Here is a 21,768-nt window from a genome sequence, read left to right as displayed (position 1 = left end):
CCCTTGGGTAAAGCTGAGCGATCGTCCGGCACCGACATCCGGACTGCCGTGTTCAACGTTCCTTTACCTACAAGGGATGCCGATGATCCACTCCTCCAAGAGCGACCCGACGCCGGGCGCGAGACGCGTGGCCCGCATCGCCGTGGCCGCCGGTCTGGTGGCCGCGCTCTCCGCGGCCGGCCCGATACCCCTGGCCGTCGCCGCGACCGCCCCCGCGACGACGGCCGACCCCAGCGTCAAGTCGGCCGAGAGCCCCAAGCTGGGTTCCGACGACGCCGACCTGCTCGCCGCGGCCAAGGCGGCGGGCGACAAGAACGTCACGATGATGATCGCCACCGCGCCGGGCCGGACCGAGCAGGTCGCCGAGCAGCTGGACGCGGTCAAGGGCGGCTCGGTCGGCCGCACCTACGACAAGCTGGGCTACGTCCGTGCCACCGTCCCGACCGGCACGGCGGACGCGGCCATCGCCGCCGCCGCCACGCTGTCCTCGGTGCACGCCATCGACCTGCGCCAGGAGATCCCTCTCGACGACCCGGCACCCTCCGCGGGCGCCACCCAGAGCGCCGCGCCGTCGAAGACGTATCCGGCACCCGGCAGGAACACCCCCGCCGAGAACCCGTACAACCCGTCCTTCGAGACGGGCGCCGTCGATTTCGTGCGGCAGAACCCGAAGGCGGACGGCCGCGGCGTCACCATCGGCATCCTCGACTCCGGCGTCGACCTCGGCCACCCGGCCTTGCAGAAGACCACCACCGGCGAGCGGAAGATCGTCGACTGGGTGACGGCGACCGACCCGATCGTCGACGGCGACCAGACCTGGCGCCCGATGGTCAACGCCGTCTCCGGGCCGTCGTTCACCTACAGCGGCCAGAGCTGGCGGGCCCCGGCGGGCTCCTACCAGATCAGTGTGTTCAAGGAGTCCTACACCGCGGGCGGCGACGCGGCGGGCGACGCCAACCGCGACGGCGACACCACGGACTCCTGGGGCGTGCTGTACGACCCCGCGGCGGGCACGGTCCGGGTCGACCTGAACAACAACAACGACTTCTCCGACGACACGCCGCTGAAGCCGTACAAGGACGGCTACCAGATCGGCTACTTCGGCACCGACGACCCGAAAACCGACGTGGTCGAGCGCCAGCCGTTCGTCGTGCAGATCCGCAAGGACGTGCCGATGGACCCCTACGGCGGGTCCTGGGTCGGCAAGAAGGCCGACTTCGTCAACATCGGCGTCATCGAGTCGGAGCACGGCACGCACGTCGCCGGCATCACCGCCGCAGGCGGCCTGTTCGGCGGGAAGATGAACGGCGCCGCGCCCGGCGCACAGATCGTCTCCTCCCGCGCCTGCACCTGGACCGGCGGCTGCACCAACGTCGCGCTCACCGAGGGCATGATCGACCTGGTGGCGAACCGCGGCGTCGACGTCGTCAACATGTCCATCGGCGGCCTCCCGGCGCTCAACGACGGCAACAACGCGCGCGCCGAGCTGTACACGCGGCTCATCGACACCTACGGCGTGCAGCTCGTCATCTCCGCGGGCAACGACGGCCCCGGCGCCAACACGATCGGCGACCCCGGCCTGGCCGACAAGGTGATCGCGGTCGGCGCGGGCATCTCCAAGGAGACCTGGGCCGCGAACTACGGCTCCCAGGTGGAGAAGAAGTACGCGCTGATGCCCTTCTCCTCGCGCGGCCCGCGCGAGGACGGCGGCTTCGCGCCGACCCTGGTCGCGCCCGGCGCCGCGATCAACACCACCCAGACCTGGCTGCCGGGCGGCCCGGTGCCCGAGGCGGGCTACTCCCTGCCGGCCGGCTACTCGATGCTCCAGGGCACCTCGATGGCCTCCCCGCAGGCGACCGGCGCGACCGCGCTGCTGCTGAGCGCGGCGAAGCAGCGGCACCTCGACCTCACCCCCGCCCGTCTGCGCACGGCGCTGACCTCGACCGCCGACCACATCAAGGGCGCGCAGGCGTACGAGGAGGGCGCGGGCCTGATCAACATCGTGGACGCCTGGAAGGCCGTCAGGAACGGCGCGGGCGCCCATGACTACACGGTCAAGGCACCGGTCGACACCGCGATCGACTACGCGCTCAGGACGCCGGGCTTCGGCACCGGCCTGTACGACCGCGAGGGCGGGCTGAAGGCCGGGCAGAAGAAGACGTACGACGTCACGATCACCCGTACCTCCGGACCGGCCACGGCGGTCCGGCACGAGCTGCACTTCGAGAACAACGCGGGCGGCACCTTCCGGATCGTCGGCGACGACGTGGTGAAGCTGCCACTGAACCAGCCGGTGACCGTCAAGGTCCAGGCGGCCCCGAAGTCGGCGGGTCTCAAGAGCGCGATCCTTGAGGTCGACGACCCGCGGACCGAGGGCATCGACCAGCAGATCCTCACCACGGTCGTGGTGGCGACGCCGGTCGGCCACACCTTCTCCGCGTCGGGTTCGGTGCAGCGCAACAGCACGCAGTCGTACTTCCTCGACGTCCCCGAGGGCGCCAAGTCCTTCGAGGTCGCGATCGGCGGGCTGAAGGACAAGAGCCAGACCCGGTTCATCTCCATCCACCCGTACGGCGTCCCGGTCGACGAGACCTCCACGCCGTACTGCTACAACAACTACCTGGACGGCAACGGCTGCCGGCCCGACCTGCGCTCGTACACCGACCCGCAGGCCGGCGTCTGGGAGATCGAGGTCGAGTCGCGCCGCACCTCGCCGCTGCTCGACAACCCGTACAAGCTGGACGTCACCGTGCTCGGCGCGGCCTTCGACCCGGCGACCGTGACCGTGCCCGAGGCGAAGGTCGGCGTCCCGGCCACCGTGTCCTGGAAGGTGACCAACCACTTCGCCGCCCTGGACGGCAAGCTGGTCGGCGGCCCGCTCGGCTCCGCGAAGTCCGACCGGCCCGCCATCGCGCAGGGCGAGACCCGGACCACCGAGGTGACCGTCCCGGCGGGCGCCGAGACGCTGGACGTCGCCATCGGCAACGTCTCCGACACCGCCGCCGACCTGGACCTGACCGTGTACGACGCGGACGGCAACCAGGTCGCGCTGTCCGCGGACGGCGACTCGGAGGAGGCGGTCTCCCTCCCGAAGCCGGCCGCGGGCACCTACACCGTGGAGGTCGTGGGCTACTCGGTGCCGTCGGGCTCGACCGACTTCGACTACCGGGACGTGTTCTTCTCCTCCGCGCTCGGTTCCGTCACGGTCGACGGCTCGGCTCCGGTCAAGCTCGGCACGGGCGCCTCGGCGACGGTGACCGGGCAGGTCACGGCCGCCGCCGAGGCTCCGGCGGGCCGTGAGTTCTTCGGCCGGGTGCAGCTGGTGAACGCGCGCGGCACGGTCGCGGGCGTCGGCAGCGTGCAGATCGAAAAGGTCACGCCGTGACGCGGTGACGCCGACGGGCGGGGCGGGTGTCCTGACGGACGCCCGCCCCGCTCCGTGCGTCACGGCCCCGGACCGCCGCCCGGGGCGCACCCGGCCGGGCCCGCGGGCTCCCCGGCTCAGGACGCATCGCCGGAAGGGCAGGCCGCGGCGGGGGAGCCGGGCAGGGCGTCGGTGATCCAGGCGCGTCCGGCGGCCACGCGGGTGTCGCCCACGACCCACCGGCTCGCGTCCCGCTCGCCCCGGCCGACCAGGACGAGCACGTGCTGTCCCGGGCGCGGTGCGGGCGACGCGGCCGCGTCGAGCAGGACACGGACCTCGGCCGGGCCGTGCGCGGGCTTGTAGGAGCGGAGCACGGTCAGGGTGACCCTGCTGCCCCCGGAGCCGCCCGGCTGCGGCTCCACCCGGGCCACCGTGCCCTCCACGACCAGGCGGGAACAGGCCAGCTCGCGTTCCGGGTCCGCCGGCCGGCCGCCGGGCCCGGCGTCCCGGCCCGCGACCCCGGCGTCGCTCTTGGCCGCCGCCCCGGCACTGTCGTCCGCGCCGCCGCCGGCCCGCGTCACCACCCAGCCGAAGCCCAGGACCAGGGCGAAGGCCGCGGCACCGGCGAGCGAGCCGAGCGCGATCCGCAGGGCGCGCCGACGGCCGCCCGGACGGCCGGGCTCCGGCGGCCGGCCGGGACCGGCGGAACGGGTACGGCTCCGGGCACGCCGGGCGGGCGGCACGACCGGACCGGGGCCGTCCGCAGTTCCGATGCCTTCCGCTGTTCCGGTGCCTTCCGGTCCGCCGCTGCCCTGCGGTGCACCGGTCCCGCCGATCGCCGCTTCCCCGCTCACCACCCCCCTGGTCGTCCCCTCCCCCGTCAACGCCTCCGCCAGCCAGGCCAGTTGGTCCCGCAGCACCGCCACGTCGGCCTCGGCCGCCCGGTGTGCGGCGAGCCGGGCGGGGTCCCGGCGGGCCTCCTGCGGCAGCGGGTCGCCGGTGATCGCGGCCATCAGGGCGTCCGTGCCGTCGTACTCCCCGATCTCCCCGTGCCCCCCGTGCTCCCACTCCCGGTACTCCCCGTGCTGCTCCCCGGCGCCTCCGGTGCCACCGGCGCCACCGGTGTCCCGCGCACCCTCGTGTCCGGCGGTCATGTCACACCACCTCGTCCTCGTGCAGCCGGTCGCGCAGCGCGCGGACCGCCGTGTGCAGCCTGCTCTTGACCGTGCCCTCCGGGATGCCCAGTTCCTCGGCGATCCCCCGCACCGACAGGTCGGCGAAGAACCGGAGCACGACCACCTGCCGCTGGGCGTCCGGCAGCCCGTCCAGACCCCGGGCGACCGCGAGGGACAGCAGGCTGGTCTCCTCGCCCGAGGGGTGCGCGGGCTCGCGCAGCGCGGCCAGCCGCTCCCCCAGCCGTTCCTGGCGCCGCTTGGCCCGGTGCCAGTCCATGGCCAGGTTGGAGGCGACCACCGCCACCCACGCCGACACGTCCCGCGGCGCCTCGCGCCCGCTCGCGGCCCGCTCCAGCAGCCGCAGCCGGACCTGCTGCACCCCGTCCGGCAGGTCCGACTGCGGCACGCCGCCGAGCGCGAGCACCGCCCGCACCCGCCGCTCCTGGGCCGCGTCCAGCGGATCGTCCCCTCCGCGGACCGCCTCCTGACCGCGGCGGGCCCTTCTACGCAGCACAGCCACCTCTCCCCTCCCCGGGTTTCCCCTACGACGCGGAAGCGGGGCGAAACGTTCGCCGCGAACCCCGGGGATTTCGCCGCCCCGTCCCACCACCCGGACAATGGATTGGACAGGACGGGCCTGGACAGACGCATCCTGGAGCGGCCGCCGTGCCGCACGCACAGAGGCCGCACACACACGTAGTACGGAGGAACCCGTGAAGGTCGGAATCGTCGGAGCCACCGGTCAGGTCGGCACGGTCATGCGCAGGATCCTCGCCGAGCGGGATTTCCCGGCGGACGAGCTGCGGCTGTTCGCCTCGGCCCGCTCCGCGGGGACGGTCCTGGACGGCGTACCGGTGGAGGACGCGGCGACCGCCGACTTCACCGGCCTGGACATCGTCCTGTTCTCCGCGGGCGGCGCCACCTCCCGCGCGCTGGCCGAGAAGGTCGCCGGACAGGGCGCCGTCGTGATCGACAACTCCTCCGCCTGGCGGCGGGACGCGGACGTACCCCTGGTGGTCTCCGAGGTGAACCCGCACGCGATCGCGCACCGCCCCAAGGGCATCATCGCCAACCCGAACTGCACCACGATGGCCGCGATGCCGGTGCTCAAGCCGCTGCACCGGGAAGCGGGCCTCGAAGCCCTGGTCGTCGCCACCTACCAGGCGGTCTCCGGTTCGGGCCTCGCGGGCGTGGCGGAGCTGCACGGCCAGGCCCAGAAGGTGGTCGCCGACGCCGACCGGCTCACCCACGACGGGGCGGCCGTCGACTTCCCCGAGCCGCAGGTCTACAAGCGGCCCATCGCCTTCAACGTGCTCCCCTTCGCGGGCAACCTCGTCGACGACGGTCTGAACGAGACCGACGAGGAGCAGAAGCTCCGCCACGAGTCACGCAAGATCCTGGAGATCCCCGGCCTCAAGGTCTCCGGCACCTGCGTCCGGGTCCCGGTCTTCACCGGCCACTCCGTCCAGATCAACGCCCGCTTCGCGCGTCCGCTGTCCCCGGAGCGGGCCGCCGGGCTGCTCGCCGCGGCGCCGGGCGTCGTGGTCACCGACATCCCGACCCCGCTCCAGGCGGCCGGCCAGGACCCGTCGTACGTCGGCCGGATCCGCCGGGACGAGACGAGCGACAACGGGCTGGCCCTGTTCGTCGCCAACGACAACCTGCGCAAGGGCGCGGCCCTGAACGCCGTCCAGATCGCGGAGCTGGTCGCGGCCGAACTGGCGGGGTGACACCGCGACACCGGGGAAGGGCGTCCACCGGCCGGTGGACGCCCTTCGGGTTTCAGAGGGAGAGGTGTCTGCGCAGGGCGGCGTCGATCTTCGCCATCTGCTGCCGGGGCACCGTGCCGAGCGGCCGCAGCAACCGGTCGGGGGCGAGCGCACGCACCTGCTCGCACTGCACCTTGGATTCCTTGGGAAGACCGCATTCACCTGCGGGAAGCAGCACCTGGAACGGGTAGACACGAGCCGTGTTGGTCGTCAGGGGGACCAGCGTGACCACGCCGATTCCCGTTCGCTCGACCGCCGCGTTGGCGCTGTCGTTCGAGACGATCACCGCGGGACGGGCCTTGTTCGCCTCGCTGCCCCGCGACGGCTCGTAGTCGACGAGGTAGATGTCACCGCGCTTCATCGCTCAGCCCGTCCCCGGAGAACCGGTCCCAGAACTCGGCGTCCTCGCTGCCGTCCCATTCAGCGAACGCCGCCGCGTATTCCTCCACGAGCCGCGCCTGCCTCAGCAACTCGATGGCGTCGTGTATCACCGCCGAACGGGACTCCGCATGGGTACGGGCCGCGTACTCGTCGACGAAGGCGACATCCTCCTGCGGCAGACTCACACTGATCTTCATACCAGCACGCTAGCAAGGTATGACCAAGCTAGCTACCATTCGTACTACCGTGCGGGTGCTAACCCTTGCGCACCTCGTAGAGGAAGCACCCGTACTCCACCGCCCGCACATGGACCAGCGCCACCTCCGGATCCGCGAACGCCTCCGCGAAGGCCGCCTCGAAGCCGTCGGGCTCCGTCACGAGCCGCCCGCCGAGGATCCGGCCGCCGGCCGAGTAGCGGCGGACCGTCCGGTGCGCGTTCGTGAACGGGTGGCCGCCCTCGGCCACCGGCCCCGGGCACTCCCCCGCATGGATGAAGACCGGCCCCTGCTCGTCGTAGGCGCCGGGCTCGGCGCCCGTTCCGGCCGCCCAGCGGCGCAGCGGCGCGTACGACACGAGCGCGATCGACTCGCCGGGCGCGCTGCGGCGCAGACAGCAGCGCAGCGGCGCGCCGCCCTCGTCGTCGGTCACGGGAACCGTCTCCCGCCCCGCGTCGTCCACGGCGCGCAGTTCCTTCAGGGCCGCCGGGTCGACCGGACGTGCGGTGTATGTCGTCATCCCACCAGGCTGGCGCGCGTCCGCCCCTGTCACCGGCGGGATGCGGACATCGCGTTCTGTGGATGACCCGTGGAAGGATGGCACAACCCACACATAACGAGGAGATGACCGCGTGCCTGGCACAAACCTGACTCGCGAAGAGGCGCAGCAGCGGGCGAAGCTGCTCACCGTTGACTCGTACGAGGTCGATCTCGACCTCTCCGGAGCGCAGGAGGGGGGCACCTACCGGTCCGTGACCACGGTGCGCTTCGATGTCGCGGAAGCGGGCGCCGCGTCCTTCATCGACCTGGTGGCCCCCGCGGTCCACGAGGTGACGCTCAACGGCGACCCGCTCGATCCGGCCGCGGTCTTCGCGGACTCGCGGATCGCGCTGCCGGGCCTCCAGGCGGGCCGCAACGAGCTGCGGGTCGTGGCCGAGTGCGCGTACACGAACACCGGTGAGGGGCTGCACCGCTTCATCGACCCGGTCGACGAGCAGGCGTACCTGTACACCCAGTTCGAGGTGCCGGACGCCCGCCGGGTCTTCGCCTCCTTCGAGCAGCCGGACCTGAAGGCGACCTTCCAGTTCACCGTGAAGGCGCCCACGGGCTGGACCGTCATCTCCAACTCGCCGACCCCCGAGCCCAAGGACGACGTCTGGGTCTTCGCGCCGACGCCGCGCATCTCGACCTACATCACGGCGCTGATCGCCGGGCCGTACACCTCGGTGCACAGCGTGTACGAGAAGGACGGGCAGAGCGTGCCGCTCGGCATCTACTGCCGTCCCTCGCTCGCCGAGTTCCTCGACTCGGACGCGATCTTCGAGGTCACCCGGCAGGGCTTCGAGTGGTTCCAGGAGAAGTTCGACCACCCGTACCCGTTCGAGAAGTACGACCAGCTGTTCGTGCCGGAGTTCAACGCGGGCGCGATGGAGAACGCGGGCGCGGTGACCATCCGGGACCAGTACGTCTTCCGGTCGAAGGTGACCGACGCGGCCTACGAGACGCGGGCCGAGACCATCCTGCACGAGCTGGCCCACATGTGGTTCGGCGACCTGGTCACCATGGAGTGGTGGAACGACCTGTGGCTGAACGAGTCGTTCGCCACGTACACCTCCATCGCCTGCCAGGCGTACGCGCCCGGATCCCGGTGGCCGCACTCGTGGACCACCTTCGCCAACTCCATGAAGACGTGGGCCTACCGGCAGGACCAGTTGCCCTCCACGCACCCGATCATGGCCGAGATCCGCGACCTGGACGACGTGCTGGTCAACTTCGACGGCATCACGTACGCCAAGGGCGCCAGCGTGCTCAAGCAGCTCGTCGCCTACGTCGGCATGGACGAGTTCTTCAAGGGCGTGCAGACCTACTTCAAGCGCCACGCCTACGGCAACACGCGCCTGTCCGACCTGCTGGGCGCCCTGGAGGAGACCTCCGGCCGCGATCTGCGGACGTGGTCGAAGAAGTGGCTGGAGACGGCCGGGATCAACATCCTGCGCCCGGCGGTGGAGACGGACGCCGACGGTGTCATCACGTCCTTCGCGATCCGCCAGGAGGCCCCGGCCCTGCCCGCCGGCGCCAAGGGCGATCCGGTGCTGCGCCCGCACCGGATCGCGGTCGGCCTGTACGACCTGGACGCGGCGAGCGGCAAGCTGGTGCGGGGCGACCGGCTGGAACTGGACGTGGACGGCGAGCTGACGGCCGTACCGCAGCTGGCCGGGCGGCGCCGCCCGGCCGTGATCCTGCTCAACGACGACGACCTGTCGTACGCGAAGGTCCGCCTGGACGAGGCGTCGCTGGCCTTCGTCACCGAGCACCTCGGCGACTTCGCGTCCTCGCTGCCCCGCGCGCTGTGCTGGGCCTCCGCCTGGGACATGACCCGGGACGCGGAGCTGGCCACCCGTGACTACCTGTCCCTGGTGCTGTCCGGCATCGGCAAAGAGTCCGACATCGGCGTCGTGCAGTCGCTCCAGCGCCAGGTGAAGCTGGCGATCGAGATGTACGCCGCGCCCGCCGCCCGCGAGGCGCTGCTCACCCGCTGGACGGACGCCACCCTGGCGCACCTGCGCTCCGCCGAGCCGGCCGGCGACCACCAGCTGGCCTGGGCCCGGGCGTTCGCCGCGACCGCCCGCACGCCGGAGCAACTGGACCTGCTGGAGGGCCTGCTGGAGGGCACGCAGACCGTCGAGGGCCTGGCCGTGGACACGGACCTGCGCTGGGCGTTCGTGGAGCGGCTGGCGGCGGTCGGCCGGTTCGACGAGACGGAGATCGCGGGCGAGTACGAGCGGGACCGGACCGCCGCGGGCGAGCGGCACGCGGCCACCGCGCGGGCGGCCCGTCCGACGCCGGAGGCCAAGGCGGAGGCGTGGGCGTCGGTCATCGAGTCCGACAAGCTCCCGAACGCCGTCCAGGAGGCCGTGATCGGCGGCTTCGTGCAGACCGACCAGCGGGAGCTGCTGGCGCCCTACGCCGAGCGGTACTTCGAGGTCGTCAAGGACATCTGGGACTCCCGCTCGCACGAGATCGCCCAGCAGATCGCGGTCGGCTTCTACCCGTCGATCCAGGTGTCCGAGGAGACCCTGGTGAGGACGGACACGTGGCTCGCCGCGGCCGAGCCGGGCGCGGCCCTGCGCCGCCTCGTCTCGGAGTCCCGCGCGGGCGTCGAGCGGGCCCTGAGGGCCCAGGCCGCGGACGCCGCGGCGGCGACCGCGTAGTCGTCCGCGGCGCGTCGGCACGCGCACGACGAAGGGGCGCCCGGCGTGGCGCCCCTTTTCGTCGTCTTCTCGGCTTGTCGTACGGGATGACGGCCGGCGCCCTCGGCGCGGGCCGACGGCGGGTCAGACCCTCGCCTTGCCCTTCGTCACGCGGATCTTCGACTTGTCCAGCACCATCACCAGACCCGCGATGACCGCGAACAGCGCGAGCGGGGTGAGAACGAAGAGGCCCAGCGTCTGGATGACGCTCAGGCCCTTGCCGGGATCGTCGCCGTCGTCGCGGGTGAGCGCGAGCGCGGGGGACGACATGAGCAGCATCATCAGCGTCGTACCGGCAGCCAGGGCGCCGGCGCGCAGGGCGTTCTTCTTGTCCACGGTGCAAAAGTAGCGAACGCCGGAACCCGGTGCGCGTCCGGGGTGCCCTTGGCGCGCCGTCGGCAGGCGGCGGAAGGGCCCCGGTCCCGGCTCATCCCGCCGTGCGCAGGGTTTCCAGCAGCGCGTGCACCCGGGGCGCGGCGGTCAGCTCCTCCAGGGTCACCGGGCGGCCCTGGGCGTCGGCGATGGGCAGGCGCCAGTTCGGGTACTGGTCCCAGGTGCCCGGCACGTTCTGCGGGCGGCGGTCGCCGATGCCGTCCGGCAGCCACACGCCCACCAGGCGGGCCGGGGTGCGCAGCAGGAAGCGGTGGACCGCCTGGATCCGGGCCTCTTCGGCGGCCTGCGAGCCGGTCTGCGAACCGTCACCGGTCTGCGAACCGTCACCGGTCCGCGAGCCGTCACCGGCCGGCGGCCGGAGCAGTCCGAGGCGGGTGAGCAGGTCCAGCCATTCCTCCGCGTCCGCGGCGGCTGCCGCGCGCTCCTCGGCCACCGGGTGGGTGAGCAGGCCGAGGCGGTCGCGCAGGTCGACGTGCTCGCCGGTGAGCCGGGCGGCCGTGGGCGGCAGGTCGTGGGTGGTGGCGGTGGCCAGGCAGTCGGCACGCCAGCGGTCGGGCGGAAGAGGAAGGCCGTCACCCGTCCAGTCCCGTTCGAACCACAGCACCGACGTCCCGAGCACCCCGTGGCGCCGCAGGGTCTCGCGGACGCCCGGCTCCACGGTGCCGAGGTCCTCGCCGATCACCACGGCACCGGCCCGGGACGCCTCCAGGGCGAGGAGCGCGAGCATGGCCTCGGCGTCGTGACGGACGTACGTACCCGCCGTCGGCGGCTGCCCCTGGGGCACCCACCACAGCCGGAACAGACCCATGACGTGGTCGATGCGGACCGCGCCCGCGTAGCGGAAGAGGGCGCGCAGGAGCTGCCGGTAGGGGGCGTGGCCGCGGGCCGCGAGGCGGTCGGGGCGCCAGGGCGGCAGGCCCCAGTCCTGGCCGAGGGCGTTGAAGGCGTCCGGCGGGGCGCCCACCGACATCCCGGCGGCGAAGAACTCCTGCTGGGCCCAGGCGTCGGCGCCCCGGGGGTGCACGCCGACGGCGAGGTCGTGCACGATCCCGACCGGCATGCCCGCCTCGCGCGCGGTGCGCTGGGCGGCGCCGAGCTGGGTGTCGGTGAGCCAGGCCAGCCAGGAGTGGAAGTCCACCCGGTCCGTCAGCTCGGTGCGGGCCCTGGCGGTGCCGGGCGAGCGCGGATCGCGCAGCTCCGGCGGCCAGGTGTGCCAGTCGGAGCCGTGCAGCTCGGCGAGCGCGCACCAGGTGGCGTGGTCCTCCAGCGCCTGGCCCTCCTGGGTGCGGAAGCGGGCGAGGCCGGCCCGCCGGTCCGGTGCGAGGGGCACCTGCCGGACCAGTTCCAGCGCCTCCCGCTTGAGTTCCCACACCGCGTCCCGGTCGATGAGCGCGCCCTCGTCGAGCACGTCGGCGCGCAGCCGGGCGGCCCGGTCCAGGAGGCCGACGGCCTGTGCGCGGTCCTCGACCTGGGCGAACTCGGGCACGTCCGCCACCCGCAGATGCACCGGATCGGGGAAGCGGCGGGAGGACGGCCGGTACGGGGAGGGGTCGGTCGGCGTGCCGGGTACGGCCGCGTGTAACGGGTTGACCTGCACGAATCCGGCACCGGCAGTACGGGCCGCCCAGCCGGCCAGCTCGCTGAGGTCCCCGAGGTCGCCCATGCCCCAGGACCGCCCGGACAGCAGCGAATAGAGCTGGACGAGGAGTCCGTACGAGCGTCCGGCGGGAATGGGCAGCCGGTCGGGGGCGACGATCAGATGGCTCTCGGCGGTACGGCCGTCCGGGGCGGTGGCCGTCACCCGGTGGACCCCGGCCGGGAGCCGGTCGGCGGTGGCGCGGCGCTCGCCCTGTTCGGTGTCGACGCGCAGCCGGGTGCCGGGCGGCAGGGTGCCGAGCGGGCTCGCGGTGCCGGACGGCCTGGTGCCGGGCGGCGCGGTGCCGGGCGGGCTCGTGGTGGTGGTCCAGTGCACCATCGTGGGCGGCAGGAGCCGTTCGCGCAGTTCACGCTCGCGGGCGGCGAGCGCGGCGCGGACCTCCTGCGGGGTGTCGGCGGCGACGTCCAGCGCGGCCAGGGCGGCCACCACGGCGGCGGTGGAGGCGGCCACCGTACGGTCCGGGGCGGGGCGGTAGGAGGTGGCGACGCCGTGCAGCTCGGCGAGCCGGCGCAGCTCCTCGTCGGGGGCGGCGGCCGGCCCGGGCGCGGTCACCTACCGTCCCGGAGTGAGCATGTCCGCACCGATGGGGTCCTCGGCCGCGTCGGACCCGCTGGTCAGCGGGGCCAGGTCGGTCAGCGGCGGCTCGCTGGTCAGGGGCTCGGCGTCGGGCAGCGGTGGTTCGCTGGTCAGCGGAATCTCGACGTGTGCGCCCTCCGCGCTGAACACGCAGTGGTGGGTGTTCTCGGGGTCGGTGGGCGGCACCGGTCCGGGTTCGTACCCGGGTGTGCGGACGGGTTCGTGACCGGCCTTGTGACCGGGTTTGTGACCCGGTTTGTGCTGGGCCGGAAACGAGAGATGAGCCGGTGCGGGCACGGTGGTCTCCTTTGTCGGGTAACGACGGATTCCGACGATAGCGTTCTGCGGATAACGGCAGCCCTACCCAGTCGGGACGGTCGCACTCGCCTCTCCGAGGGGTGGGGGCGGCCCACTCGCCGTGGGGGCTCGGGATCGTCCGTGCGTGCGGGTGGGGTGGGCTTGGGCACGCCGCGCCGTGGGGGCTCGGGAGCGTCCGTGCGTGCGGGTGGGGTGTGGCTGAGCGCGCAGTTCCCCGCGCCCCCTGAGGGGGCTTGGCCCCACCCGGGGGACAAAGGCGCCCGGGGTGGGGCCCACTCGCCGTGCGGGATCCGGAGCGTCCGTGCGTGCGGGTGAGGTGCGGCTGAGCGCGCAGTTCCCCGCGCCCCCTGAGGGGGCTTGGCCCCACCCGGGGGACAAAGGCGCCCGGGGTGGGGCCCACTCGCCGTGCGGGATCCGGAGCGTCCGTGCGTGCGGGTGGGGTACGGCTGAGCGCACAGTTCCCCGCGCCCCTCAAGGGGGCTTGGCCCCACCCGGCGGGGCAGCGTGCAGTGCCCCGTGGCCGGGGGTGGCCACGGGGTGTGCGAAGGCCCGGATCGTCAGGCGGAAATGCCGTCGATCCGGGCCATGGCGTCCTCCGCGCCGTACGGCTGCAAGTAGGGCAGCCAGCGCGGGTCCCTATGGCCGGTGCCGATGATGCGCCAGGCAAGGCCGGTGGGCGGGGCCGGTTTGTGGCGCAGCCGCCAGCCGATCTCGAAGAGGTGTCGGTCGGCCTTCACGTGGTTGCAGCGGCGGCAGGAGGCCACCACATTGTCCCAGACGTGCTTGCCCCCGCGGCTGCGCGGGATGACGTGGTCGACGCTGGTTGCGACGCCACCGCAGTACATGCACCGGCCCCCGTCCCGGGCGAAGAGTGCCCGTCGGGTCAGAGGAACGGGCCCCCGGTAGGGAACCCGAACGAATCGCTTGAGCCGGACCACGCTAGGTGCGGGGAGTGTGACGGTTGCGCTGTGCATGAAGGCGCCCGATTCCTCCAAGGCGACTGCCTTGTTCTCCAGGACGAGGACGAGCGCGCGGCGGAGCGGTACGACGCCGAGCGGCTCGTACGACGCGTTGAGGACCAGGACATGCGGCACGGATGCCTCCTTGTACGCCGGCGACGCGTGGCTCGCGCCGGGACGATCTGCAGTCAGTCTCCCCTCATGCCTGGTGGAAGCGCCACCATGTCCCGGTAACGGGCTGGGAGTGTTTTCGACCACACCTGGATTCATCCCCCGGATCACGGCCTGTTCAAGCCCGCGTGACCCGGGCCTCTCCCGCGCTCGCCGCACAGCGCACACACAATGCCCCGTTAGTGTGTTGGTTCTGCCCGTCCGGTGACAGTTCAGTGATCTCGCCCACCCCGACGCCACACGCACCCCGGCGTCGCCGACGACCATGACGCCCTGCCGACCATGACCGCTGTGCCGGAGGCAGACCGCTGCGCCTGGAGGTACCCGCCGTGTCCCTGTCCGCCGCCGTGACGACCGCCACCTCGTCACTGCCCCCGTCCCCGTCCCCGTCCCCGTCGCAGTCGACGGTCCCGACGCTGCCCACGCTCCAGGACGCCCACGAGAGTGCGGTGGGCGCCGCCAGCTGGGTCGAGCAGAACTGGTCGACGTGGCTCGCCATCGGGCTCCGGGTCCTGCTGATCCTGGTGATCGCGGCGGTGCTGAGAGTGCTGGTGCGGCGGGCGATCACCAAGCTGATAGACCGGATGACCCGGACCGTCCAGGCGGTCGACGGCACGGCGCTGGGCGGGCTGCTGGTCAACGCCGAGCGCCGTCGGCAGCGCTCGCAGGCGATCGGCTCGGTGCTCAGGTCGGTCGCCTCGTTCCTGATCCTCGGCACGGCGGCGCTGATGGTGCTGTCCACCTTCCAGATCAATCTGGCCCCGCTCCTCGCGTCGGCCGGTGTGGCGGGCGTGGCGATCGGTTTCGGCGCCCGGAACCTGGTCACGGACTTCCTCTCCGGTGTCTTCATGATCCTGGAGGACCAGTACGGCGTCGGCGACCAGATCGACGCGGGCGTCGCCACCGGCGAGGTGGTCGAGGTCGGCCTGCGGGTGACCAAGCTGCGCGGCGGCGACGGCGAGATCTGGTACATCCGCAACGGCGAGGTCAAGCGCATCGGCAACCTCTCCCAGGGCTGGGCGACAGCCGGTGTGGACGTGACGGTGCGCCCCAGCGAGGACCTGGACCGGGTGCGGGCCACCCTCGACGCGGTGGCCGAGCGGATGAGCAAGGAGGAGCCCTGGAACGAACTGCTCTGGGGCCCGGTCGAGGTGCTCGGCCTGGACAGCGTCCTGATCGACTCGATGGTGGTCCGCGTGTCCGCCAGGACGATGCCGGGCAAGTCCCTGTCCGTGGAGCGCGAGCTGCGCTGGCGCATCAAGCGGGCCTTCGACGCGGCGGACATCCGCATCGTCGGCGGGGAGGCTCCGGCGGTGGACGCCGAGGCGGCCGACCCAACGGCGTCGGTCGCGGCCCCGTCGGCGTTCAGCAACTCGGCGTCCCCGCAGGCGGAGGCGGCGGCCCCGATCGCACCCCAGCGGCCGCCGACGAAGTGACGGAGCGGGGCGGTCGGCGACGGATCGATTCGGCACACTCGTTCGAGTGACGGCGCCCGCTGTATCTGGTACCGCACGCCGACCGGGCCGTCCATTGTTGTGCCGGGGCACCCGGCGCGGGCTTAGCCTGACAGCAGCGCGGCAAGGAGAACCAGCGATGAGCGCCGAACCAATCATGGAGCCGGTGATGACGCAGGTGGACCCCATCGACCTGTTGAGCACGATCGAAGAGGCGTCGCGGGCGCCGATTCGACCGGAGTACGTCGAGGGGACGGTCATCGTGCCGCCGCAGCCGAACGACAACCACAACCACGGCGCTTTCGAGCTGTGCTATCAGCTCCGTACGGCCGGATTCGAACTCGTGGGCATGGGCAACGGCTATCGCGCCGCACACCACGATGGCAACACGATGGCGCTGCTCATCCCGGATTTCTATGTGCGGCGACGCAAAGCCTCCGAACTCGACGAGTCGTACCGTAGGGCCCACAAGGGCTGGTACCCCATGGACATGCTCGCGCTCGTCGGCGAGGTGACGTCGAGCAACCACTGGGCGGACACCAGTCCCAAGCTGCGTGCCTACGCCGCCGTGGGTGTTCCGGTCTACGTCCTGATCAATCGCGACACGACCACGGCTCACTGCTACACCGGCCCTGTCCGCCCCGGCGGGGATCCGGCCAAGGCCCATTACCGCAATGAGGACAAGGTCGACCTGGGCCTCCCCCTTCCCCTCCCCGCCCCCTACCCCGCCCTGGACACCACCGCCTTCCTCACGGACTGACCCCTTCCGCACCCTTCTCACCGAGCGCGCCACAACCGGTCGGCCGCGCGCACCGCGCCACCTGGCACAGGGCGATGAAGGCGCCGCCCTTGTCCAGACCGGCCGCGGCCCGCAGGGTGTCCATCGCCCGGACCTCGATCCGCAGGTGCCGCGCGGCCTCGTCGTAGGACAACTGAGCCTGTACGGTCCGCCGGGCGCGAAACGGCCGCCAGCGGAAATGGAGCTGATCGCCCCCGCCGACGTGGTGGGACGCCCGGTCCGCGGTGCCCAGCCGGGCCCGGACCCGCGCCCAGTCGTCCGGCGACGCGGCGAGCCTGCGCACCTGGGTCGCCGCCAACGCGTCCGTGGTCACCGCGATCCCCGTGCCACGCGCCCTGCACACCAGGGAGAGCACCGCGCACCCGGCCCGGACGAGGGCGAGGGCGCCCCAGAGGGGCGGGGCCAGGGCGACATCCGCGAGCGCCGCCCAGGAGAGACCGTCGTGGACGGCGTCGGACAGACCCGTGAGCACCATCAACGGCACGACCTCCGCAAGCGCCGTCCCCCAGAGCCGCACCAGCAGCCCGCCCCGCAGTGTCACCCGTCCCCCACCGATCACCCCGCTCCAGCCGGATCCCGCAGGTAACGACTGGATTGCCGCCTGAACTCGCTCTTGACGCCCCCCGCGCGGCAGCTTACGTTTTCCAGCCAACAGGAAACTTTCCTAACAGTGATCATGGGTGGACGTGCCACCAGGGCCACTGAGAGGCTGGTCAGCTGGAAGGGCAGGTGTCGATCACTGATGGCAGGATCCGCCGGCACGCCGGGCACCCCCCGCGTCCTGCGCGCCATGAACGACCGTGCGGCGCTGGACCTGCTGCTGGCGCACGGGCCGCTGTCCCGCACCCGGATCGGCAAGCTCACCGGCCTGTCCAAGCCGACCGCCTCCCAGCTGCTCGCCCGTCTGGAGGCGGCCGGGCTGGTGCTGGCCACCGGCACCAGCGAGGGCCGTCCGGGCCCCAACGCCCAGCTCTACGCGGTCAACCCGACCGCAGCGCACGCCGCCGGGCTCGACGTCACCCCCGGCCGCATCCGCGCCGCCGTCGCCGACATCACCGGCCGCACCGTCGGCGAGTACGAACTGCCCACCCCCGGCCGGCGTCCCGCACAGCCCGTCGTACGGCAGGTGACCGACGCCCTGGACGGCGCGGTGAAGGCCGCCGGGCTGGCCCGGGGCGACCTGCACCGCCTCGTCATCGGCACCCCCGGCGCCTTCGACCCGGGCACCGGCCGGCTGCGCTACGCCTCCCACCTGCCCGGCTGGCACGCCCCGGCGCTGCTCGACGAACTCGCCGCGGCGCTGCCGATGCCGGTCGAGTACGAGAACGACGTCAACCTCGTCGCCATCGCCGAGCAGCGGCTCGGCGCGGCCCGCGGACACGGCGACTTCGTACTGCTGTGGAACCAGGAGGGCCTGGGCGCCGCCCTGGTCCTGGGCGGCAGACTGCACCGCGGCTGGACCGGCGGCGCCGGCGAGGTCGGCTTCCTGCCGGTGCCGGGCACGCCGCTGGTGCGCCAGGTGGCCAAGGCCAACAGCGGCGGCTACCAGGAACTCGCCGGCTCCCAGGCGCTGCCCCGGCTGGCCCGGGAGCTGGGCATCCAGGACGTGCCGGGCGGACCGTACGCCGAGGCGGCGGCCACGCTCGTGGGCCGCGCCGCCGACCACGGCGGCGGCCCCCAACAGGAGCTGCTGCGGACGTACGCCACCCGGCTGGCCACCGGTCTCGCCTCGCTCGTCGCCGTCCTCGACCCCGAACTCGTCGTCCTCAGCGGCACCGCCCTCACCGCGGGCGGCGAGGTGCTGCGCGCCCTCGTCCAGGCCGAACTGGAGGAACTGGCCGCGCCCCGCCCGCGCCTCGTCGTCGGCGAGGTGCTAGAACACCCCGTGCTGCGCGGCGCGTTGGAGAGCGCGCTCGCCACCACCCGCGACGAGGTCTTCGACACCTCACGCTGAGCCGGCCCCGCACTTCCTTCCCACGCCCCCATTCCCGCACCGCACCGCCCCCGCACCGCACGGCCCCCGTCCCGCACCGCACCGCCGCCCTAGGGAGACACCGCCATGCCCCACGCCATACCCGGAGTGGTCCGAACGCCGGCACCCGGAGTGGTCCGAAAGACGGCTTTCGCCCTCACCGCCTCGCTGGCTCTGCTCACCACGGCCTGCACCGGCCAGTCGGGCGGCCCGGGTGCCGACGACGACCCGTCCAAGGAGACGACCATCACCTTCTGGCACGCCTGGAGCGCGCCGAGCGAGGTGCAGGCGGTCAAGTCGCTGATCGCGGGCTTCGAGAAGGCCCACCCCACCCTCCACGTCAAGGTCGTCGGCAACATGACCGACGACAAGATGAACCAGGCGCTGCGCACCGGCGGCACCAACGCGCCCGACGTGATCTCCTCCTTCACCACCAACAGCGTGGGCAAGTTCTGCTCCTCCGGCGCGCTGGTCGATCTGAACCCGTTCTTCAAGAAGTCGGGCATCGATCCCGCGGCGACGTTCCCGAAGGCGATGAACGAGTACACCCAGTTCGGCGGCGACCGCTGCTCGGTGCCGCTGCTGGGCGACGCCTACGGGCTCTACTACAACAAGAAGGAGTTCGAGAAGGCGGGCATCGCCGGACCGCCGAAGACCTGGAGCGAGTTCGTGGCGGACGCGAAGAAACTGACGATCAAGAAGGGCGACAGCTACCAACAGCTCGGATTCATGCCGAACTACCACGGCTGGGAATCCACCACCGAGCACTACTTCGCGCAGTACTCACCGACGTATTTCGCCCCCGACGGCACGTCGGACGTGGCCAAGGACCCCGCTTTCGAGGCCGGGTTCACCCGCCAGAAGCAGCTCGTGGACGAACTCGGCGGATATCAGAAGCTGGAGAAGTTCCGCGCCACGCTCGGCGACGAGTGGGGCATCAACCACCCCTTCCACACCGGTCAGGTGGCCATGCAGCTGGACGGCGAGTGGCGGCTCGGCATGGCCGAGATGGCGCAGCCGGGCTTCGAGATCGGCGTGGCGCCGATGCCGGTGCCCGACGAACAGGCGGACCAGTACGGCAAGGGCTACATCACCGGCACCATCGCGGGCATCGCCGCCACCAGCAAGAAGCAGAACGCGGCCTGGGAACTGGTGAAGTACATGAGCACCGACACGAACGCGGTGGTGGGCTTCGCCAACGCCATCCACAACGTGCCCTCCACGCTGGCCGCCCTCAAGTCGCCGAAGCTGAAGTACGACCCGCGGTTCAAGACGTTCCTGGAGATCGCGGCGAACCCGAACTCCACCACGGCCCCCGCGTCGGTCGACGGCGGCACCTACCTGGTGACCATCCAGCAGTTCGGTTACGACTACGAGAGCGGCAAGGTCACCGATCTGAAGGCGGGTCTCAAGAAGACGGCCGCGCAGATCGACACGGACATCGCGCAGGCGAAGTAGCCCGGGGCCACGGAGATGAGCACCGTCACCCTCGCGTCGAAGCGCCGCCGGGCGGCGCTGCGCACGGTCGCGTTCATGTCGCCCTGGCTGATCGGCTTCGCGGTCTTCTTCGCGTACCCGCTGATCTCGACGGTCTACTTCTCGTTCATGCACTACGACGGCTTCCGGCCGCCGACGTGGAGCGGCACGAAGAACTGGACCTACGTCTTCGGGCACTACCCCCTCTTCTGGCCCGCGCTGCGCAACACCCTGTGGCTGGTGCTCGTGGCGGTCACCCTCCGGGTCGTCTTCGGACTCGGCGTGGGGATGCTCATCACCAGGATCAGAACGGGCACCGGCGTCTTCCGCACGCTGTTCTACCTGCCCTACCTCGCCCCGCCGGTGGCCGCGACAATGGCCTTCGCCTTTCTCCTCAACCCGGGTACGGGGCCGGTGAACTCAGCTCTGGAGCAGGTCGGGCTGCCGGCTCCCGGCTGGTTCAACGACCCCTCCTGGTCGAAGCCGGCGCTGACCCTGCTGGCGCTGTGGGGGGTCGGCGACCTGATGGTCATCTTCATGGCCGCGCTGCTCGACGTACCGGCGGAGCAGTACGAGGCGGCGGAGCTGGACGGTGCCTCGGCGTGGCAGCGCTTCCGGTACGTCACGCTGCCGAACATCTCCCCGATCGTCATGTTCGCCGTGGTCACCGGAGTGATCCAGACCATGCAGTACTACACGCAGCCGCTGATCGCCGGGAAGGTCGCCTCGGGGGTGATCCAGGGCGCGGGCACGCAGTTCGAGCCCGGGTATCCGGAGAAGTCCACGCTCACCCTCCCCCAGCTGGTCTACAACCTCGGTTTCCAGCGCTTCGACTACGGCTCGGCGTGCGTCGTCGCCCTCGTCCTCTTCGCCCTGTCGATGGCGTTCACCGCGTTCCTGATGCGGCGCCGGGGCGGTCTCATCCAGGCAGGTGACTGAGATGGCCCAGGTACTGGACGAACCGGTGCGGCTGCCCGCGCCCGCCCGCTCCCCCGCACAGCGGACCGCGCGGCGCCGGGCGCTCCTGGAGTGGATCGCCGTCCACGCCCTCGGGGTGGCCGCCGCGCTGTTCTTCACCCTGCCCTTCGTCTTCGTCCTGCTGACGTCCCTGATGAGCGACAGCCAGGCGCTCGGCCGGGACCTGATCCCGCACACCTGGGAATGGGGCAACTACCGCCGGGTGTTCGACACGCCCGGCTTCCTGACCTGGTGGAAGAACACCCTGCTCTACGCCGGTCTGGGCACGGTCCTGACCGTCGTCTCCTCGCTCCCGGTGGCGTACGCCCTCGCCAAGTTCCGCTTCCGCGGGCGCAATCTGTCACTCATGCTGGTGATCTCGATGATGATGCTGCCGCCGCAGGTCGTCATCATCCCGATGTATCTGTTCTGGGCGAAGCAGCTCGATCTGTCCGGCACCCTGTGGCCGCTGATCATCCCGATGGCGTTCGGCGACGCGTTCTCCATCTTCCTGCTGCGCCAGTTCCTGATGACCATCCCGAACGAGTACCTGGACGCGGCGAAGGTGGACGGCTGCGGCGACCTGCGGACGCTGCTGAAGGTCGTGCTGCCGATGGCGAGGCCGGGCCTCGCGGCCGTCGCCCTGTTCCAGTTCTTCTACGCCTGGAACGACTACTTCGGCCCGCAGATCTACGCGTCCGAGAACCCGGCCGCCTGGACCCTGAGCTACGGCCTGGAGTCCTTCAAGGGCGCCCACCACACCGACTGGAATCTCACCATGGCCGCGACCGTCCTGGTCATGGCCCCCGTGATCCTCGTGTTCTTCTTCGCCCAGAAGGCGTTCGTCGAGGGTGTCACGCTCACCGGAGTAAAGGGTTGAT

19 protein-coding genes are annotated in these 21,768 nt (G+C 71.9%); 9 read left to right on the top strand and 10 right to left on the bottom strand.

What is annotated here, in order from left to right; translation table 11 throughout:
* The first annotated feature begins 82 nt into the window (after window positions 1-82).
* Window positions 83-3,385: a S8 family serine peptidase gene (locus tag ACFY2B_RS09260; RefSeq protein WP_390762527.1), complete on the top strand. Its 3,303-nt coding sequence runs from the start codon at window positions 83-85 to the stop codon at window positions 3,383-3,385.
* Between the two features lie 116 nt (window positions 3,386-3,501).
* Here the strand turns inward: ACFY2B_RS09260 and ACFY2B_RS09255 are convergent, their stop codons facing one another.
* Window positions 3,502-4,518: a hypothetical protein gene (locus ACFY2B_RS09255; protein ID WP_390762526.1), complete on the bottom strand. Its 1,017-nt coding sequence runs from the start codon at window positions 4,516-4,518 to the stop codon at window positions 3,502-3,504.
* Window position 4,519: 1 nt separating this feature from the next.
* A complete protein-coding gene (locus ACFY2B_RS09250; protein ID WP_390762525.1) occupies window positions 4,520-5,053 on the bottom strand; it encodes an RNA polymerase sigma factor in 534 nt (177 codons plus the stop codon).
* Window positions 5,054-5,252: 199 nt separating this feature from the next.
* On the opposite strand from ACFY2B_RS09250, the gene ACFY2B_RS09245 reads away from it, so the two are divergent.
* Window positions 5,253-6,269, top strand: coding sequence for an aspartate-semialdehyde dehydrogenase (locus tag ACFY2B_RS09245; RefSeq protein ID WP_390762524.1), 1,017 nt, complete (start codon window positions 5,253-5,255; stop codon window positions 6,267-6,269).
* Between the two features lie 52 nt (window positions 6,270-6,321).
* Here the strand turns inward: ACFY2B_RS09245 and ACFY2B_RS09240 are convergent, their stop codons facing one another.
* From ACFY2B_RS09240 to ACFY2B_RS09230, 3 genes are read right to left on the bottom strand one after another with little or no spacing between them, the layout of a single operon-like run.
* Window positions 6,322-6,669 (bottom strand): type II toxin-antitoxin system PemK/MazF family toxin, encoded by a 348-nt coding sequence (locus ACFY2B_RS09240; protein ID WP_390762523.1) that lies wholly within the window; start codon window positions 6,667-6,669, stop codon window positions 6,322-6,324.
* Window positions 6,656-6,886 (bottom strand): ribbon-helix-helix domain-containing protein, encoded by a 231-nt coding sequence (locus ACFY2B_RS09235; RefSeq protein ID WP_390762522.1) that lies wholly within the window; start codon window positions 6,884-6,886, stop codon window positions 6,656-6,658. The genes ACFY2B_RS09240 and ACFY2B_RS09235 overlap by 14 nt, the downstream gene beginning before the upstream one ends.
* Window positions 6,887-6,944: 58 nt before the next feature.
* A complete protein-coding gene (locus ACFY2B_RS09230) occupies window positions 6,945-7,424 on the bottom strand; it encodes a DUF1203 domain-containing protein (RefSeq protein ID WP_390762521.1) in 480 nt (159 codons plus the stop codon).
* Window positions 7,425-7,536: 112 nt separating this feature from the next.
* Here ACFY2B_RS09230 and pepN point away from each other — a divergent pair, with 112 nt between their 5' ends.
* Window positions 7,537-10,116, top strand: a complete 2,580-nt coding sequence (gene pepN / locus ACFY2B_RS09225; protein ID WP_390762520.1) for an aminopeptidase N — start codon at window positions 7,537-7,539, stop codon at window positions 10,114-10,116.
* A 123-nt stretch (window positions 10,117-10,239) separates the two neighbouring features.
* On the opposite strand, the gene ACFY2B_RS09220 is transcribed toward pepN, so the two are convergent.
* The 4 genes from ACFY2B_RS09220 to ACFY2B_RS09205 all read right to left on the bottom strand — a co-directional run bounded on the left by ACFY2B_RS09220 (window position 10,240) and on the right by ACFY2B_RS09205 (window position 14,193).
* Window positions 10,240-10,491 carry a hypothetical protein gene (locus ACFY2B_RS09220; RefSeq protein ID WP_390762519.1) on the bottom strand — a complete coding sequence of 84 codons (252 nt, stop codon included), beginning with the start codon at window positions 10,489-10,491 and terminating at the stop codon, window positions 10,240-10,242.
* Window positions 10,492-10,582: 91 nt separating this feature from the next.
* Window positions 10,583-12,757 carry a 4-alpha-glucanotransferase gene (gene malQ, locus ACFY2B_RS09215; RefSeq protein ID WP_390762518.1) on the bottom strand — a complete coding sequence of 725 codons (2,175 nt, stop codon included), beginning with the start codon at window positions 12,755-12,757 and terminating at the stop codon, window positions 10,583-10,585.
* A complete protein-coding gene (locus tag ACFY2B_RS09210; RefSeq protein WP_390762517.1) occupies window positions 12,758-13,078 on the bottom strand; it encodes a hypothetical protein in 321 nt (106 codons plus the stop codon).
* Window positions 13,079-13,656: 578 nt separating this feature from the next.
* On the bottom strand, window positions 13,657-14,193 hold the full coding sequence (locus ACFY2B_RS09205; RefSeq protein WP_390762516.1) for an HNH endonuclease: 537 nt from the start codon (window positions 14,191-14,193) through the stop codon (window positions 13,657-13,659).
* 365 nt (window positions 14,194-14,558) lie between these two features.
* Between ACFY2B_RS09205 and ACFY2B_RS09200 the strand changes: the two genes are divergently transcribed.
* Together ACFY2B_RS09200 and ACFY2B_RS09195 are read left to right on the top strand one after the other, a co-directional pair.
* A complete protein-coding gene (locus tag ACFY2B_RS09200) occupies window positions 14,559-15,665 on the top strand; it encodes a mechanosensitive ion channel family protein (RefSeq protein WP_390762515.1) in 1,107 nt (368 codons plus the stop codon).
* A 157-nt stretch (window positions 15,666-15,822) separates the two neighbouring features.
* The gene (locus tag ACFY2B_RS09195) at window positions 15,823-16,443 is read left to right on the top strand and encodes a Uma2 family endonuclease (protein WP_390762514.1); all 621 of its coding nucleotides are present in this window, start codon (window positions 15,823-15,825) and stop codon (window positions 16,441-16,443) included.
* Here ACFY2B_RS09195 and ACFY2B_RS09190 read toward each other — a convergent pair.
* Window positions 16,433-17,023 (bottom strand): hypothetical protein, encoded by a 591-nt coding sequence (locus tag ACFY2B_RS09190; RefSeq protein WP_390762513.1) that lies wholly within the window; start codon window positions 17,021-17,023, stop codon window positions 16,433-16,435. The two genes, ACFY2B_RS09195 and ACFY2B_RS09190, sit on opposite strands and share 11 nt — an antisense overlap.
* 201 nt (window positions 17,024-17,224) lie before the next feature.
* Between ACFY2B_RS09190 and ACFY2B_RS09185 the strand changes: the two genes are divergently transcribed.
* The 4 genes from ACFY2B_RS09185 (at window position 17,225) to ACFY2B_RS09170 (ending at window position 21,767) form a co-directional block, all read left to right on the top strand.
* Window positions 17,225-18,436 carry an ROK family transcriptional regulator gene (locus ACFY2B_RS09185; RefSeq protein WP_390762512.1) on the top strand — a complete coding sequence of 404 codons (1,212 nt, stop codon included), beginning with the start codon at window positions 17,225-17,227 and terminating at the stop codon, window positions 18,434-18,436.
* A 105-nt stretch (window positions 18,437-18,541) separates the two neighbouring features.
* The gene (locus ACFY2B_RS09180; protein ID WP_390762511.1) at window positions 18,542-19,912 is read left to right on the top strand and encodes an ABC transporter substrate-binding protein; all 1,371 of its coding nucleotides are present in this window, start codon (window positions 18,542-18,544) and stop codon (window positions 19,910-19,912) included.
* Window positions 19,913-19,927: 15 nt separating this feature from the next.
* On the top strand, window positions 19,928-20,869 hold the full coding sequence (locus tag ACFY2B_RS09175) for a carbohydrate ABC transporter permease (RefSeq protein ID WP_390762510.1): 942 nt from the start codon (window positions 19,928-19,930) through the stop codon (window positions 20,867-20,869).
* Between the two features lies 1 nt (window position 20,870).
* The gene (locus ACFY2B_RS09170; RefSeq protein WP_390762509.1) at window positions 20,871-21,767 is read left to right on the top strand and encodes a carbohydrate ABC transporter permease; all 897 of its coding nucleotides are present in this window, start codon (window positions 20,871-20,873) and stop codon (window positions 21,765-21,767) included.
* Window position 21,768: the final 1 nt, after the last annotated feature.

This window comes from Streptomyces sp. NPDC001270 (assembly GCF_042896695.1).
Taxonomy (GTDB): domain Bacteria; phylum Actinomycetota; class Actinomycetes; order Streptomycetales; family Streptomycetaceae; genus Streptomyces.
The sequence above is the reverse complement of the archived record's forward strand: the minus strand, read 5'-3'. Positions and strand labels throughout refer to the sequence as shown.

Coding starts and splice junctions, on each gene's coding strand:
- ACFY2B_RS09260 (WP_390762527.1), top strand. CDS start 83: ATGATCCACTCCTCCAAGAGCGACCCGACGCCGGGCGCGAGACGCGTG.
- ACFY2B_RS09255 (WP_390762526.1), bottom strand. CDS start 4,518: ATGACCGCCGGACACGAGGGTGCGCGGGACACCGGTGGCGCCGGTGGC.
- ACFY2B_RS09240 (WP_390762523.1), bottom strand. CDS start 6,669: ATGAAGCGCGGTGACATCTACCTCGTCGACTACGAGCCGTCGCGGGGC.
- ACFY2B_RS09235 (WP_390762522.1), bottom strand. CDS start 6,886: ATGAAGATCAGTGTGAGTCTGCCGCAGGAGGATGTCGCCTTCGTCGAC.
- ACFY2B_RS09230 (WP_390762521.1), bottom strand. CDS start 7,424: ATGACGACATACACCGCACGTCCGGTCGACCCGGCGGCCCTGAAGGAA.
- ACFY2B_RS09195 (WP_390762514.1), top strand. CDS start 15,823: ATGAGCGCCGAACCAATCATGGAGCCGGTGATGACGCAGGTGGACCCC.
- ACFY2B_RS09185 (WP_390762512.1), top strand. CDS start 17,225: ATGGCAGGATCCGCCGGCACGCCGGGCACCCCCCGCGTCCTGCGCGCC.
- ACFY2B_RS09180 (WP_390762511.1), top strand. CDS start 18,542: ATGCCCCACGCCATACCCGGAGTGGTCCGAACGCCGGCACCCGGAGTG.
- ACFY2B_RS09175 (WP_390762510.1), top strand. CDS start 19,928: ATGAGCACCGTCACCCTCGCGTCGAAGCGCCGCCGGGCGGCGCTGCGC.
- ACFY2B_RS09170 (WP_390762509.1), top strand. CDS start 20,871: ATGGCCCAGGTACTGGACGAACCGGTGCGGCTGCCCGCGCCCGCCCGC.